This is a genomic window from Rheinheimera pacifica (assembly GCF_900108485.1).
In the GTDB taxonomy this organism is placed as follows: Bacteria; Pseudomonadota; Gammaproteobacteria; order Enterobacterales; family Alteromonadaceae; genus Alishewanella; species Alishewanella pacifica.
The window spans coordinates 78083-92505 of record NZ_FNXF01000008.1; the positions used below are offsets into that span (position 1 = coordinate 78083).

Genomic DNA, 14423 nt, shown 5'->3' on the forward strand with positions numbered 1-14423 from the left:
GTGCGCTTAGCTATTTTTTTGCTGCCGTTGATCGGCTTTTTGTTTTAGCAAACGCGATTGCTGATGCAGGCTGGCACGCACAATAAGTTCGCGATCTTCATCCCGAATGCGGTTAAACACCACTTTTATCTGCCACTGGCCGTCTGCAGCAGGCTCACAGCTAAGCACCTGGCCGTAGCAGAATACTGCGCCATCGTTATTATCCAGAAAAATTTTCAATTCAAGCACCTGTAAAGGCGCCATGGCCGTATCGGCTAAAAAACAGCAGCCACTGCCGCCGTAGCTCAGAGTGTGATAACGCTGGCTGTTATTGTCTTGCTGTTGCAACACATACTGCAGTAGTAAATCTATTTTACGGGCTTGTTGTTGCAAATAAAGTGCTAACTCTTCGGCGAGTTCGCCTAAGCGGTTTAACGCGCGCAACGCGGAGTTGTTCAGGCTGCTGGCTTCAGAGGCCATTAAAAAAGGTGCCGGGATGGCATTTTGCAATGCAGCCGCATCAGGCAAAGCGATATCCAGAGGCCGGGCATTGAGGCTGATGGCATGCTCAATACTAAAGTAATCCTGATAGGCATCATCTAACTGCTGTAATGTGAAATCACTCATGGCAATACCTTTGCAAGCTGCTTGTCACGACAGGCAATAATCTCTATGATCGACGCCACTTTACCATCTAACGCAGGTCTTGTCCTGAATATTAGGATGCAGTTGCCAGTCAGTTTATTAATCGGCTTACGCTATAGCCAGAGCCGAAAGGGTAATGCCTTTATCTCCTTCATTACATTGTTTTCCGTGGCCGGGATCTTTTTGGGTGTCATGGCATTAACTATTGTCAGCTCGGTAATGAACGGTTTTGAGGGCGAGCTGAAAAAGCGTATTCTCGGTGTGATTCCGCATTTGGTGGTAACTACACCGGCCAGTAGCCCGCAACATTGGCAGCAACGTTTGCTGGCTGATACTGCGGTGCTGCAAATTAATCCGTTTTTACAGGCAGAAGCGCTGGTGCAATCGCCACGGCAGTTAACGGCTGTGTTATTGCAAGGCGTAACTGCGGAAGCATTGCCGGCTTTTATGCAGCAGGCACTGTTGGTTGGTAATTGGCAGGACTTTGCCTCACAGCGCTACAGTGTGGTGCTGGGGCGTGGCCTGGCAGAGCAACTGGAGGTGTCGGTGGGCGATCCGGTACGCTTTATGTTGCCCCAGGCCGGCAGCTATACGCCTATGGGCTGGGTACCGCGCCAGCGCTTGTTTACCGTAAGTGGCATTCTGGAAACCGGCTCTGATGTCGATAAACTGATTGCCGTAACCGCACTGGACGATTTAACCCGGTTGTTAAGTGCCGGCGGTAAAGATCAGCAATGGCGCGTTACGCTCAAAGAGCCCTTTGCCGCACCGGCACTGGGCGCGCAACTGGCGGCAGAATCCGGTTTAAAAGTACAGGACTGGCGGCAAAGCCATGGCAAATTATTTGCGGCCGTGGCGATGGAAAAAGCCATGATGTGGCTGATGCTGCTACTGATTGTTGCGGTAGCGGCATTTAATATTGTCTCTGCTTTGGTAATGATGGTAACCGACAAGCAAGCTGAAATTGCTATTTTAAAGACCCTGGGCATGACCGATCGGCAGCTGTTTACCATATTTGCCGTACAGGGGATCAGTAACGGCCTGGCCGGTGCTGTAAGCGGTGCTGTTGCCGGTGTGCTGTTATGCTGGCAGTTAAACCCGTTGTTACATCTGTTTGGCCTGTCAGTAGCGCCGGGAGTGGAGCTGCCGGTGGATATTCAGGCCGGGCAGATTCTATTAATTTTGCTAAGTGCACTGGCTTTAACGTTGATGGCAGTGTGGTATCCGGCAAAACGTGCTGTGGCAATAAATCCGGCGGACATTTTACGCGATGAGTAATGTATTAACGGCAACACAACTGTGCAAAAGCTACCGTGATGGCCTGCAGGTTACTGAAGTACTGCACGGTATAGATTTAACCATTAAACGCGCTGACATGCTGGCGATTGTCGGCAGCTCGGGCTCTGGTAAAAGCACCTTGCTACATATTTTAGGCACGCTGGATCAGGCCGACAGCGGCAGCTTAAACGTATTGGGCCAGGATGTTGCCCGGATGACATCGCAGCAAAAAGCGGCATTGCGTAACGGTCAGCTGGGTTTTATTTATCAGTTTCATCACTTACTGATGGATTTTACCGCATTGGAAAACGTTGCTATGCCGCTGCTAATTCGCGGTTTATCTGCCACAGCAGCTAAGCAGCGCGCCAGCGTGATGCTGGAACGCGTAGCGCTGGCACACCGCAGCCACCATAAACCGGCAGAACTCAGTGGTGGTGAGCGTCAGCGTGTTGCAATTGCCCGGGCGTTGGTAGGCGAGCCGGCATTGGTATTGGCGGATGAGCCGACCGGTAATCTGGATCAACATACTGCCGAGAGTATTTATCAGCTGCTGCGTACGTTAAACCGGGAGCTTGGTACCAGTTTTATTGTGGTAACTCATGATTTGGCACTGGCGGCAAGGTTAGATCGCCACGTATCTATGCGTGATGGCCGCCTGGAGCTTGCCCATGGCTAGTCTGGCCTGGCAGTTAGCCCGGCGTTACCGCTCTACCCGCCATAGCAGTGGTTTTATCCGCTTTATCTCAGCCAGTTCTACTTTGGGCATTGCGCTTGGCGTGGCTATTCTGATCCTGGCGTTGTCGGTAATGAATGGTTTTGAGCTGGCACTGAAACAGCGCTTGTTGTCGGTGATCCCGCATGTTGAACTGGAAGCCGTACAACAGAATTTGCACGACTGGCAGCGTAAGCAACAGCTGTTTGCTGAGGTTGCCGGTGTTGAGGCGGTAGCACCTTACATTAAAAGTAACGGCATGCTAAGAGTCGGAACAGAAGTGAAAGCGGCAGAGGTGCGCGGCATTGATATTGCCTCAGAGCGCGGTATCAGTGATTTTGCCCGTTATATCAGCGCGGGCCAGCTTGATACCCTGCAACAGAGCGACATTGTGCTGGGGCAGGGTATTGCCGATGCGCTGAATGTCAAAGTAGGCGAGCAGGTACAACTGTTATTACCCCGCTTAACCGAAGATGGCCGTCTGGCCAGCCATAGTACGGCCAGCCTGACGGTTAGTGCCATAGTTGCCGTGGGCGGCCAGCTGGACTACAGCCATGTCTGGCTTGATATGGCCACGCTGGCCAGCTTACTGGCGTTTGAACCGGACACGGTGCAGGGCTTTGCATTTCGGCTGGACGATATTTTTCAGGCGCCGCAAATGGCGCGCGAGCTGGGCCGGGTATCAGAAGATTATGTCTATCTGCTGGACTGGTTTCGCAGCCAGGGCCATGTCTATCAGGATATCCAGATGGTACGCAGTATTTTATATCTGGTATTGGCATTGGTAATTGCTGTAGCCAGTTTTAATATCGTTGCCACACTGGTGATGGCCGTGCGGGAAAAAGAAGGCGATATTGCCATTTTGCTAACCATGGGCGTTTCGCCAGCGGTAATTATACGCACCTTTATGTGGCTGGGCTGGCTTAATGGCTTAATTGGTGCTGTAGCAGGCTTAGTTGTTGGTGTATTACTGGCCAGTTATATTGAACCGGTGTTTGCCTTTGTAACGAGCGTACTGGGGAAGTCGTTGCTTGACCCGAGTATTTATTTTATTAACTTTGTACCGTCATTATTGCAGTGGCAGGATGTGCTGCTGACCTTTGGTGTGGCAATAGTGATGAGTTTGCTGGCTACGTTATATCCGGCGTGGCGTGCCAGTAAGGTACAACCTGCGCGGGTGCTGGGGCAGCGTTAAAAACGTTAAAGCGGTGGCTGGTTTTTCCGCTTTAATTTTTTGCCCAACTGGGCTTTTCTTACTGATAAACGCCACAGCCAGTCGATAACAAAATAGCCAATAATGGCTGAGCAAATTCCCATCAGCAAACAGCCGGCCAGAAAAGGTTTGCCAATAGTGTGAATACTGTGCACCAGCCAGTCCCAGCTGGCTTCAAAGGCAAAAGGCTCCAGCGGTGTTCTTAACACCACAGAACCCACCAGATAACTGATATAAAATAAAACCGGCATGGTTATTGGGTTGGTTAACCATACCAAGGCTACCGATATGGGTAAGTTAACCCGCATCGGTATTGCCACCGCAGCCGATGCTACCATCTGAAACGGAATGGGCATCCAGGCAAAAAACAACCCCACCGCAAAAGCGCCGCGGGCCGAGCGTCGGTTCAGGTGCCACAAATTACCATCATGTAACAGCGAGCCAAATATTTTTAGCAGCTTCTGCTGCTTGATTTTTTCTGGCGATGGTAGATATTTCTTAATAAAGTTCTTTGGCATTACAACCTATTCACAAAAAACAAACATGAAATCTTTTTGTATCGGTGTGCTTGCAGGCAGCCTATTGTCATTATTTTTGCCAATAGTGCCACCTTTTTTCACAGTATTTTTGCTGCTGCCGCTAACTATACTCTTGTTTGCGGTGCGCTACCGGTTTTGTGCCGGGCTGGCTGCTTTTTTTTGTTGCTGGGTAACCCAGTTTGCTACCTATGAAACCGAACAGCAGCGGCTGTTGAATTACAGCGGCCCACTGCAAGGTATTATTGTTGGTATCCCAAAACAGTACGCTGAGTATAGCCAATTTACATTACAACTGGAAAACAGCACCGCTACAGGGTATCAGATCCAGCTGAACTGGTCACAACCTCCGGTACTTTTGCAAGAGGGCCAGCGCTGGCAGCTGAGTGCGCGGTTAAGGCCGGTGGCTGGCAGTGCTAACCCGGCCGGAGTTAACCGAGAAGCACAGGCTTTACTGCAGGGCGTGCTGGCGCAGGGTTCAGTAATGACCGAGCCTGAAGCGAAATTGCTGCCCCACTCAGTGTCTTTGCGCCAGCGGCTGATAGCCCGGTTGCAACAAGCAACGGCAGATTTAGACAGCGCACCGCTGTTACTGGCACTGACAGTGGGGCAGCGCCAGTTTTCACCAGCCTTATGGCAAGGCTTGCAGCAGTCTGGCTTAGCGCATTTGCTGGCCATTTCCGGTTTGCATATTGGCCTGGTGTTTGGCTGGAGCTTTTACCTGCTGCGTTTTATGCCCTGGCCGCTGCGCTACTTAGCCTGGCGTCAGGGTGTGGCGTTAACCGGAGCTTTACTGGCGGCCTTTGCCTATGCCTGGCTGGCCGGTTTTGCTATTCCAACCATCAGAGCGGCATTTGCCTTAATGTTGATGGTGCTGGCCTGGCTGCAATACCGGCGGCTAAGCTACAGCCACTATTGGTTATTGCTTACGGCATTGTTATTGCTGGCTCAGCCCTTTTTTGTGCTAAGCAAAAGCTTCTGGCTATCGGTATTGGCCGTGGCGGTTATTTTTGCCGTATTGTGGCTGCAACCGCGTCACAGCAACCACTGGCACAGCAAATTCTACTTGTTTTTGCGCTTTCACTTTTGCCTGACATTACTGATGTCGTTACTCAGCCTGTTGTTATTTGATGGCAGTTCGGTGCTGGCGTGGTTGTCAAATGTGTTATGGGTACCCTGGTGCAGCTTGCTGGCTATTCCGTTGTTGTTTATCAGCCTGTTGGCTGAATTGGTTCAGCTACCCGGCAGTAGTATGCTGTGGCAGCTAACAGATATGCTGTTTCAGCCGCTGCTGGGGTGGCTTAACTGGAGCGCGTTACAAAGCAGCAGCTGGTGGGCCTGGCCGGATCAGCACTGGTTATGGATTTGCAGCCTGCTACTTATCTGTTTGTTATTTTTGGTGTCATACCAGCGCATATTTCTTTATCTTGGCGTGGTGCTGATGCTGCCGTTAATACTGGCGTTTACCCGGCCGGTACAGTGGCAGTTACATCTGATCGATGTCGGGCAGGGGCTGGCGGTATTGCTGCAACATGGGCAACACGGCCTGTTGTACGACGTAGGGCCGCGTTATGGCCAGCACAGCGCCACCGCATCGCAGGTATTACCTTATTTGCGCCAGCGTGGTGTACGCCAGTTGGACTATTTAATTTTAAGCCACGATGACAGCGACCATACCGGTGACTGGCAGTTGCTGACAGCCTTTTATCCGCAGGTGCAGATTTACACTGATATTGACCATATAGACAATGCGCAACCCTGCAGCGCTATACCGCAGCAATATTTAGCCGCTCGGCTGCATATGCTGGATGCCGGTGGGGATTTTGGCAATAAGAATGACAGCTCCTGTGTGCTGCTAATACAGCTGTATGACTGGCAGATTTTGTTGCCAGGCGATATTGGTGCCAAGGTTGAGCAGCAGCTTATTGCACGCTACCCGCAGTTAACCGCTAATGTGCTGGTGTTGTCTCATCATGGCAGTAACAGTTCCAGCCATTTTGCTTTTTTACACCAGTTGGCGCCGCAACTGGCATTGAACAGCGCCAGTTTATATAACCGCCATCAGCATCCGGCTATTGCTGTGCAACAACGGCTGCAGATGCTGGGTATTCCGCTGCATAACACAGCTCATGGCGGCGCCATCAGGCTTGATATCAGCGAGCAGGCCCTGCATGTTCACGAATACCGGGCGCAAAGAATACCCTTTTGGCTGCAAAAGCCGGTGGGAAATGCTGAAACCTTGCTAACAACACGCTAGAATAGCGGCTGATTCAGGAAGCAGGGTTTTATTTTGGTAGAGAATATTACAAATCCCGTCGTTATTTATAAGCGTTTATTGCGCTACGCCAAACCTTATCGGGCCGGATTTATTGCAGCGATATTGGGCATGATTGGTTATGCCCTGGTGGATGCTACTTTTATTTCAATGATCCAGCCGTTTATTGACCATGGTATTCAGGATAAAGACACCGAGTTTCTTAAATACGCGCCTTTAGTGGTGATCCTGATGTTCATTCTGCGCGGTATTTGCCATTTTATTGCCACCTACTGCATCAGTTGGGTGGGGGGCCATATTGTAAAAGATATCCGTCAACATTTATTCAGCCATATCATGCGTTTACCTGTGAGCTTTCATGATCAGCATTCTACCGGGGAGCTGATTTCGAAAATCACCTACGATGCTGAGCAGGTTAAACAATCGCTGACTAAAGCGTTGATCGTGCTGGTGCGTGAAGGCGCTTTTATCATTGGCCTGATCGCCGTGATGTTTTATCACAGCTGGCAGTTGTCATTGATTTTCTTTCTGATTGCACCTCTGATTGCTATTATCGTCCGTTTTGTTTCAAAACGTTTTCGCCAATTGAGTAAACATATTCAGCATGCCATGGGCGGTGTAACCACATCGTCAGAGCAAATGCTGAATGGCCATAAGGTTATTTTGTCTTTTGGCGGTCAGGCGCTGGAGGATAAACGCTTTGCGGATATTAATAATAATACCCGTACTCAGGGTATTAAGATGGATTCAGCTCAGGCTATAAGCTCGGGCATTATCCAGCTGATTGCTTCTTTTGCGCTGGCTTTTGTCATTTATCTGTCCAGCTCTCCTGAAATGCTTAATCAATTGAGTGCCGGCAGTTTTTCGGCGATTGTCACCTCCATGGTGGTATTACTTAAGCCACTAAAACAACTGACTACAGTGAACAGCGATTTTCAGCGTGGTATCGCCGCGGCAGCCAGCGTTTTCAGCATACTGGACCAGTTACCTGAGCAGGATAGCGGGACCCTTGAGGTGGCGCAGGTTCAGGGCGAAATCCGCTTTGAGCAGGTAAGTTTTCAGTATCCCGGCCATCAGCAACAAGTGTTGGACAATATCAGCTTTGTAGTTCATCCAGGGCAAACGGTAGCATTAGTGGGGCGTTCCGGCAGTGGTAAAACGACTATTTCCAGTTTATTACCGCGTTTTTATCAGGTCGAGCAAGGACAAATCCTGCTTGATGGCCAGGATATCCGGCAGTATAAACTGGCGTCTTTACGGGCTCAAATTGCGGTAGTATCCCAGCATGTGACGCTGTTTAATGAAAGCATTGCTAATAATATTTGTTACGGTATGACGCAACCGGTTAGTGACGCCCACTTATTGGATGTTGCCGAAAAAGCGCATGTGCTGGAGTTTGCCACTAAGTTACCCGATGGCCTCAACACGATTGTCGGCGAAAATGGTGTCAGTTTATCCGGCGGACAACGCCAACGTATTGCCATTGCCAGGGCATTGTTGCGTCAGGCGCCGATTTTAATTCTGGATGAGGCTACCTCCGCGCTGGATACAGAATCAGAGCGTAAAATTCAGGCCGCACTTAATGAGCTCTTAAAAGGCCGTACCAGCCTTGTTATTGCACACCGGTTGTCCACTATTGAAAACGCCGACAGCATTATCGTGATGGACCAGGGCCGTATTGTAGAGCAGGGCGATCATCATACTCTGCTGGCGCAAAACGGTGCCTATGCACAGCTGTATAAGCTGCAGTTTGGCGAGCAGCAGTGAGCTTTACTGAGCGGCTATGGTATCAGGGCCATAAAGCTTATTGGTTGTTATTGCCTTTGGCCTGGCTGTATGGCGTGCTCACGGCCTTACGCCGTATGCTGTTTCGCTCAGGCATAAAACAACAGATAAGGGTAAAGGCCCCGGTTATCGTGGTCGGCAATATCAGTATTGGCGGAACCGGTAAAACACCTTTTACATTATTGCTATGCGATACACTGCGTCAGCAAGGTTGGAAGCCGGGTATTGTCAGCCGTGGCTATGGCGCTGATATCAAAGCCCCCATACTGGTAAAGCCTGAAGTAGCAAGCGCTGCCGAGGTGGGCGATGAGCCATTGTTGCTGGCACAACGCAGTGGTTGCCCGGTAGTGGTATGCCCGGATCGCGTTGCCGCAGCCCGCTTTTTACTGCAGCAAACTAACTGCAATATTATTATCAGTGATGATGGCCTGCAGCATTATCGTCTGGCACGCGATGTGGAAATTGTGCTGATTGACGGTAGCCGGGGTCTGGGCAATGGTCAGTTGTTGCCGGCCGGCCCATTGCGTGAAGGCGCCTGGCGTTTAAAACAGGCTGATTTGGTAGTGGCAAACAGCCTGCCTTATGCTCAGGCCGATGGTGTGATGCAGCTAAAAGCCGCAACGGCAAAAGCGCTGTGCAGCGAAGCAAGATTACCCCCCGGCCCGGTAACCCTGGTCGCCGGGATTGGCAACCCGCAGCGCTTTGAGCGCACGGCGCTGGCAGCCGGTTTTACCATAACAGCGCGGCATTATTTTGCTGATCATCATAAATTCAGCGCGGCCGATTTTACTGCTATCCACGGCCCGGTGCTGATGACAGAGAAAGATGCGGTGAAGTGTCGCGATTTTGCCCGTGCTGACTGGTTTAGCCTTGGCGTGGATGCGGCACTGGATAACTCACTACAACAAAAACTAGATACCCTTTTAACTAATCTGCGGAGCAGTTATGGCACTTAAAGTAGCATTAACCGAAATTCTGGCCTGTCCGTTATGTAAAGGCAAACTGAAATATGATCAGGCTTCGCCGCAGCTGATTTGTACCTTTGATCGCCTGGCCTATCCGGTGCGTGATAATATTCCGGTATTGCTGGCTGATGAAGCCCGTGAACTGACACTGGAAGAGGCCGAACAATGGCGTTCATAGTGGTTATTCCGGCGCGTTATGCCAGCAGCCGTTTGCCGGGCAAGCCGCTGGCTGATATCGCCGGTAAAACGATGATTGAACGGGTTTACCAGCAGGCACTGCAAAGTGGGGCCCATCGTGTTGTCGTTGCCACTGATGACAGCCGGGTAGCCGCAGAAGTAGAGCGCTTTGGTGGCGAAGTCTGTATGACACGGGCCGATCATAATTCCGGCACCGAGCGCCTGGCAGAAGTAGTGAGTAAGTTACAGCTTGCTGCGGATACGGTAGTGGTAAATGTGCAGGGTGATGAGCCGTTTATTCCGCCGCTGATTATTCGCCAGGTTGCGCAAAATCTGGCTGCTCAGCAAAAGGCCCAAATGGCGACATTAGCCGTGCCCCTGTTGGATGCGGCTGAAATTGCCAACCCGAATATTGTCAAAGTGGTTAGCGATAAACACGGTTATGCATTGTATTTTAGCCGCAGTGTTATTCCGTTTGACCGTGACGGCACTTTTCAGGCTGAATTAGCCAGCCATTATCGCCGCCATATCGGTATTTATGCTTACCGGGCTGCCTTTATTCAGCATTACATCGACTGGCCAGCGTCTGCGCTGGAGCAGATTGAAAGCCTGGAGCAACTGCGGGTACTGTGGCATGGTGAATCAATTCATGTTGATACTGCGCTGGAAACACCGGCAGTGGGTGTGGATACGCCGGCTGATCTGGAACATGCCCGCAGTTATGCTGCCAGCCTGAACTGATGACCATCGCTTTTACACTGATAGCTGAAACTGCAGATTTCGTGCTGCTGAATAAAGCTGCCGGTATTAGTTTTCACTCCGATGATGGCCCGGGTTTAGTGGTTTTAGCGCAGCAGCAACTGGGCTATAAGTTGTACCCGGTGCACCGGCTGGACAAAGTGACCTCGGGTTTAATTGTGCTGGCCAGCAGCAGTGCTGCAGCGGCACAGTTAACTCAGCTATTCAGCACGCACCAGGTAGAGAAATATTATCTGGCGCTAAGTGTAGCCAAGCCGGCAAAAAAGCAGGGCTGGGTGAAAGGCGATATGGCATCAGCACGGCGTGGCGCCTGGAAATTGCTAAGCAGCCAGCAAAACCCGGCGGTAACCTATTTTATTAGTCAGGGTTTTGCAGAGCTGCCGTTTCGGGCATTTTTAGTTAAACCCTACAGTGGCAAAACCCACCAAATCAGAGTTGCGCTAAAAAGTATGGGGGCGGCCATTGCCGGCGATACGTTGTATCAGGGTGCAGCGGCAGACCGGGTGTATCTGCATGCCTATGCGCTGCGCTTTTGTTTGCATAATACCGAATACCAGTATATACAGGCGCCAACAGAAGGCGTTTTATATCAGCAACTTGGTCAAAGCGGGGCACTGTCACACTGGGCACAGCCCTGGCAACTGAACTGGCCAAATTACATTTTACCTCAGCAGGTTAACGAATAAAGATGTCCGATTATCAATTACGTTTTGCCGGCATTGCCCGGTTATATGGGGTGGCCGCGCTGGAGACTTTTCGCAACTCGCATGTTTGTGTTGTGGGTATTGGCGGCGTGGGCAGTTGGGCTGCTGAAGCGCTGGCACGTTCCGGTATTGGTGAAATCACCCTGATTGATCTGGATGATGTCTGCATTAGCAATATTAATCGCCAGTTGCATGCTCTGAGCGATACCGTGGGCCAGGACAAAGTGGCGGTGATGGCGCAGCGCATTAAGGCCATTAACCCACAATGCGTCGTGCATCAGATAGAAGATTTTGTCACTCCCGACAACCTGCGCGAGCTGATAACAGCCGATATGGATTATGTGGTTGATGCGATTGACTCAATTAAAGCAAAAGTGGCGCTGCTGGTGCATTGTAAACGTAATAAAATCAAGGTAATAAGCACTGGCGGTGCCGGTGGGCAAACAGATCCGACGCAAATCCGGATTGCCGATTTGACCCAAACCATTAACGACCCACTGTTGGCCAAAGTACGCAATAGTTTGCGACGTGATTATAACTACAGCCGTAATCCAAAACGCCGTTTTGGTATTGAATGTGTCTATTCAACCGAGCAACTGGTCTACCCGCAACCAGATGGTAGCGTTTGCCAGCAAAAAACAGCTCAGCTGACAGCAGACGGGGAGGTAAGTAGTATGCGGCTGGATTGCAGCGGCGGTTTTGGCGCAGTTACCGTGGTAACAGCCAGCTTTGGACTGGCTGCGGTATCAAAAGTGTTAGTCAAACTGATCGGCAAGCATGAACGCCATAAGGATAGACAGTAGGATTATTGATAAAGGTGAGCGGCGTGGGCTGTTGAACCGGCGTAATTGCCTCAGCGCCAGAAAAGCCTGTCGGCCATCTTTACCCAATACGGTTCGCAATGTCAGCAGGCAGGGATAGGCCAGCCACATATTCTCTGCTATCTGTAAGGCTTCCCGCCAGACGCGCCCCGGTGCCAGCCGTTGATATTCGCTTATGGTTAACAGAATAGCCGGATCATTAGCGGGTAAATAGCGGTACAAACCATGCACAAAAATCAGTACATCACGTGCCATACATTGGTCAATACTCAGATGCTGATGCGGATCTTCTTCAAAATCAATAAAGCCAATTTGCTCACCGTCCCAACAGATATCGCGTAACGCCGGGCGGCCATGCCAGCGATTTTGCTGATGCAATTGTGCCAGAGCGGCTGCTGCAGCCATCAAAATATGCTGTTTTTCCAGTGCGCTGATATTGGCTTCGGTTAAGAAAAACTTGATGGATGGCCCCAGATCAGTCATCACCAGATAGTTGTCGTGGCTTAACACCACCTGAGGTACCCGTATGCCTCTGGATTTCAGTAAAGTCAGCCGGGTAGCTTCACGTTTGAGGCACTGCTTCGGCTCTGCTGACGGGTAATACAGTGGGTTATTACTTAGTTTTCTAAGTAGTCTGGTGAGCAGGGGCAACAATGTGGCGCCTTTGGGTTCATGTTGTTTAATCCACAGCTTTTGATTTTGCCACTGGGTAGAAAACGAACGTGCTTTGTGCCGGGACAGAAGCTCTTCAACATGCTGTTGCAACGCGTAACTATCCATATCGCCGTAACCTGACGTTACCAGTGCAGGTTTCCTGTAGTTGAGATATACAGGCGCGGTAGTCTATAGAATAAAACTGAACTTTAGCTGAACGCGCTATCCGCAGCAGTGCTTTATCCGGCTGACCATGGCTGTTAAACCATTGCCACGTGACTGACTTAAATAAGGTTTTAAGTTTAGTTGGTCAAACTTGTGGCATAAATCAAACTGACATAGTTCAGCGGTTGTCATGCCATTAACCAGGCACAGCATAATCGCCATCAACCCTTTAACAATACGGGCTTCACTGTCGAGCACAAAGTAGTGTTTATCTGTAGCCTTGTCATGATAATGCATCAGCCAGGCCCGGCTTTCGCAGCCTTTTACCAGCAGTTCTGGCTGCTTCATTTTTTCCGGAATAGCAGGCAGCTTTTTACCCAGTTGCATCAGCACCCGGTATTTTGCCTGCCAGTCTTTGGCTTGTTTTATTTCCGTTAAATCGCGTTGCTGAATATCCAGCAAGGCGGGCGTGGTATCTGCTAATAGTTGTTCTAGTGTCATGCAGTTAAAATCTCCACGGCTTGCTCCAATGCGAGCAAACACCGGTTTACATCATCCAGCGTATTATAAGCGGCAAAGGAACACCTTATGGCACCTGGCCGCGCTAAGTAGCTAAATAATGGCATAGCACAGTGTTGCCCCGATCTGACAGCTATCTGTTGCTGGTTAAGCAACTCAGCGACGTCAGCAGGGTGCTCACTGTCAACATTTAATGCCACTATACCGGCATTATGCACAGACGAAGATAAAATATCTATGGCTTTTATTGCCGTTAAGCCTGTGTAGAACTCTTTTAATAACAGCGATTTATGTTGTACGATTTGCTGGTTGTTATATTTTTGTAGCCATTCGATAGCGGCAGACAGGCCGATAGCGCCCGCAATATTTGGCGTACCGGCTTCCAGCCGGAAAGGTAATTTGTTAAAGGTAGTGTTAATAAAGCTGACACTGTCAATCATTTCACCGCCGGCAAAAATAGGCGTTAAGCGTGCCAGTTGTTCCGTTTTGCCGTACAGCACGCCTATGCCGGTTGGGCCATACAGTTTGTGGCCGGAAAAAACATAAAAATCGCAGTCAAGCTGTTGCATATCCGGCTGCTGGTACACTATGCCCTGAGCCCCATCTATTACCGTTATAGCACCTACTGCTTTTGCCAGCGTAACCATGTCTGCCACTGGCTGGATGTGGCCTAATACGTTAGAAATATGGCTGAAACTGACTACTTTAGGCTTTAATTGCAATAATTGCTGATATGCCGCCATATCCAACTGATGATCTGGTGTTAACGGTACGACATCAATGATCACACCAAAGCGCTGGCAATGCAGTTGCCAGGGCACAATATTGGCGTGGTGCTCCAGCTGCGTCAGTAAAATACGGTCGCCGGGTCGCAGCACCGTATGCATTAAGCCAAAAGCAATTTGATTAAGTGCTGCTGTGGCGCCACTGCAAAAAATGATTTCATGTAAATGCTGGGCATTAATATAACTGGCAACAGTGCTGCGGGCCTGCTCAAACAGCGTCGTAGCCCGCTGGCTTAATTGATGTGCGCCGCGATGTACATTGCTGTTATATTGCTGATAAAACTGCGTAACGGCATCAATCACCGCCTGAGGTTTATGCATAGTGGCGGCATTATCCAGATACACCCATTCTGGTTGTTGCTGAAAAAAAGCAAATTGCTGGCGAAACTGCTGAACATCAAAAGTGGGCATAAGGGCAGGGAGGTCCACTGGCTAAGATTGCGCGATTTTG

Annotated in this window: 15 protein-coding genes; 10 read left to right on the top strand and 5 right to left on the bottom strand. The window is 50.1% G+C overall.

The features are described 5' to 3' along the window. Positions 1–6: 6 nt before the first annotated feature. Positions 7–606, bottom strand: a complete 600-nt coding sequence (locus BLW68_RS11660; protein ID WP_092793458.1) for a PilZ domain-containing protein — start codon at positions 604–606, stop codon at positions 7–9. 96 nt (positions 607–702) lie between these two features. Here BLW68_RS11660 and BLW68_RS11665 point away from each other — a divergent pair, with 96 nt between their 5' ends. The 3 genes from BLW68_RS11665 to BLW68_RS11675 are packed head-to-tail and all read left to right on the top strand — an operon-like array spanning position 703 to position 3809. Beyond that, positions 703–1902 (top strand): lipoprotein-releasing ABC transporter permease subunit, encoded by a 1200-nt coding sequence (locus tag BLW68_RS11665; RefSeq protein WP_092793460.1) that lies wholly within the window; start codon positions 703–705, stop codon positions 1900–1902. Further along, positions 1895–2578 carry a lipoprotein-releasing ABC transporter ATP-binding protein LolD gene (gene lolD, locus BLW68_RS11670; protein WP_092793462.1) on the top strand — a complete coding sequence of 228 codons (684 nt, stop codon included), beginning with the start codon at positions 1895–1897 and terminating at the stop codon, positions 2576–2578. The genes BLW68_RS11665 and lolD overlap by 8 nt, the downstream gene beginning before the upstream one ends. After that, on the top strand, positions 2571–3809 hold the full coding sequence (locus BLW68_RS11675) for a lipoprotein-releasing ABC transporter permease subunit (protein WP_177172219.1): 1239 nt from the start codon (positions 2571–2573) through the stop codon (positions 3807–3809). The genes lolD and BLW68_RS11675 overlap by 8 nt, the downstream gene beginning before the upstream one ends. Before the next feature lie 5 nt (positions 3810–3814). Here the strand turns inward: BLW68_RS11675 and BLW68_RS11680 are convergent, their stop codons facing one another. Continuing rightward, positions 3815–4345 carry a DUF2062 domain-containing protein gene (locus BLW68_RS11680; RefSeq protein WP_092793464.1) on the bottom strand — a complete coding sequence of 177 codons (531 nt, stop codon included), beginning with the start codon at positions 4343–4345 and terminating at the stop codon, positions 3815–3817. Between the two features lie 64 nt (positions 4346–4409). Between BLW68_RS11680 and BLW68_RS11685 the strand changes: the two genes are divergently transcribed. From BLW68_RS11685 to tcdA, 7 genes are read left to right on the top strand one after another with little or no spacing between them, the layout of a single operon-like run. Then, complete coding sequence (locus tag BLW68_RS11685) at positions 4410–6620, top strand: DNA internalization-related competence protein ComEC/Rec2 (RefSeq protein WP_177172220.1); 2211 nt, start codon at positions 4410–4412, stop codon at positions 6618–6620. A gap of 33 nt (positions 6621–6653) precedes the next feature. Further along, positions 6654–8405, top strand: coding sequence for a lipid A export permease/ATP-binding protein MsbA (gene msbA / locus BLW68_RS11690; protein WP_245728325.1), 1752 nt, complete (start codon positions 6654–6656; stop codon positions 8403–8405). After that, a complete protein-coding gene (lpxK, locus tag BLW68_RS11695; RefSeq protein WP_092793470.1) occupies positions 8402–9379 on the top strand; it encodes a tetraacyldisaccharide 4'-kinase in 978 nt (325 codons plus the stop codon). Before msbA ends, lpxK begins: the two co-directional genes overlap by 4 nt. Continuing rightward, positions 9369–9566: a Trm112 family protein gene (locus BLW68_RS11700; protein WP_068231421.1), complete on the top strand. Its 198-nt coding sequence runs from the start codon at positions 9369–9371 to the stop codon at positions 9564–9566. The genes lpxK and BLW68_RS11700 overlap by 11 nt, the downstream gene beginning before the upstream one ends. Continuing rightward, positions 9554–10306 (top strand): 3-deoxy-manno-octulosonate cytidylyltransferase, encoded by a 753-nt coding sequence (gene kdsB / locus BLW68_RS11705; RefSeq protein ID WP_092793472.1) that lies wholly within the window; start codon positions 9554–9556, stop codon positions 10304–10306. The genes BLW68_RS11700 and kdsB overlap by 13 nt, the downstream gene beginning before the upstream one ends. Then, on the top strand, positions 10306–11010 hold the full coding sequence (locus BLW68_RS11710; RefSeq protein WP_092793474.1) for a TIGR01621 family pseudouridine synthase: 705 nt from the start codon (positions 10306–10308) through the stop codon (positions 11008–11010). Before kdsB ends, BLW68_RS11710 begins: the two co-directional genes overlap by 1 nt. 2 nt (positions 11011–11012) lie before the next feature. After that, positions 11013–11831: a tRNA cyclic N6-threonylcarbamoyladenosine(37) synthase TcdA gene (gene tcdA / locus BLW68_RS11715; protein ID WP_092793476.1), complete on the top strand. Its 819-nt coding sequence runs from the start codon at positions 11013–11015 to the stop codon at positions 11829–11831. On the opposite strand, the gene BLW68_RS11720 is transcribed toward tcdA, so the two are convergent. The 3 genes from BLW68_RS11720 to BLW68_RS11730 form a co-directional block, all read right to left on the bottom strand. Next, the gene (locus BLW68_RS11720) at positions 11784–12629 is read right to left on the bottom strand and encodes a BUD32 family EKC/KEOPS complex subunit (RefSeq protein ID WP_092793478.1); all 846 of its coding nucleotides are present in this window, start codon (positions 12627–12629) and stop codon (positions 11784–11786) included. The two genes, tcdA and BLW68_RS11720, sit on opposite strands and share 48 nt — an antisense overlap. 96 nt (positions 12630–12725) lie before the next feature. Then, the gene (locus BLW68_RS11725) at positions 12726–13169 is read right to left on the bottom strand and encodes a SufE family protein (RefSeq protein ID WP_092793480.1); all 444 of its coding nucleotides are present in this window, start codon (positions 13167–13169) and stop codon (positions 12726–12728) included. After that, positions 13166–14383 (bottom strand): aminotransferase class V-fold PLP-dependent enzyme, encoded by a 1218-nt coding sequence (locus BLW68_RS11730; RefSeq protein WP_092793482.1) that lies wholly within the window; start codon positions 14381–14383, stop codon positions 13166–13168. Before BLW68_RS11730 ends, BLW68_RS11725 begins: the two co-directional genes overlap by 4 nt. Positions 14384–14423 lie beyond the last annotated feature (40 nt).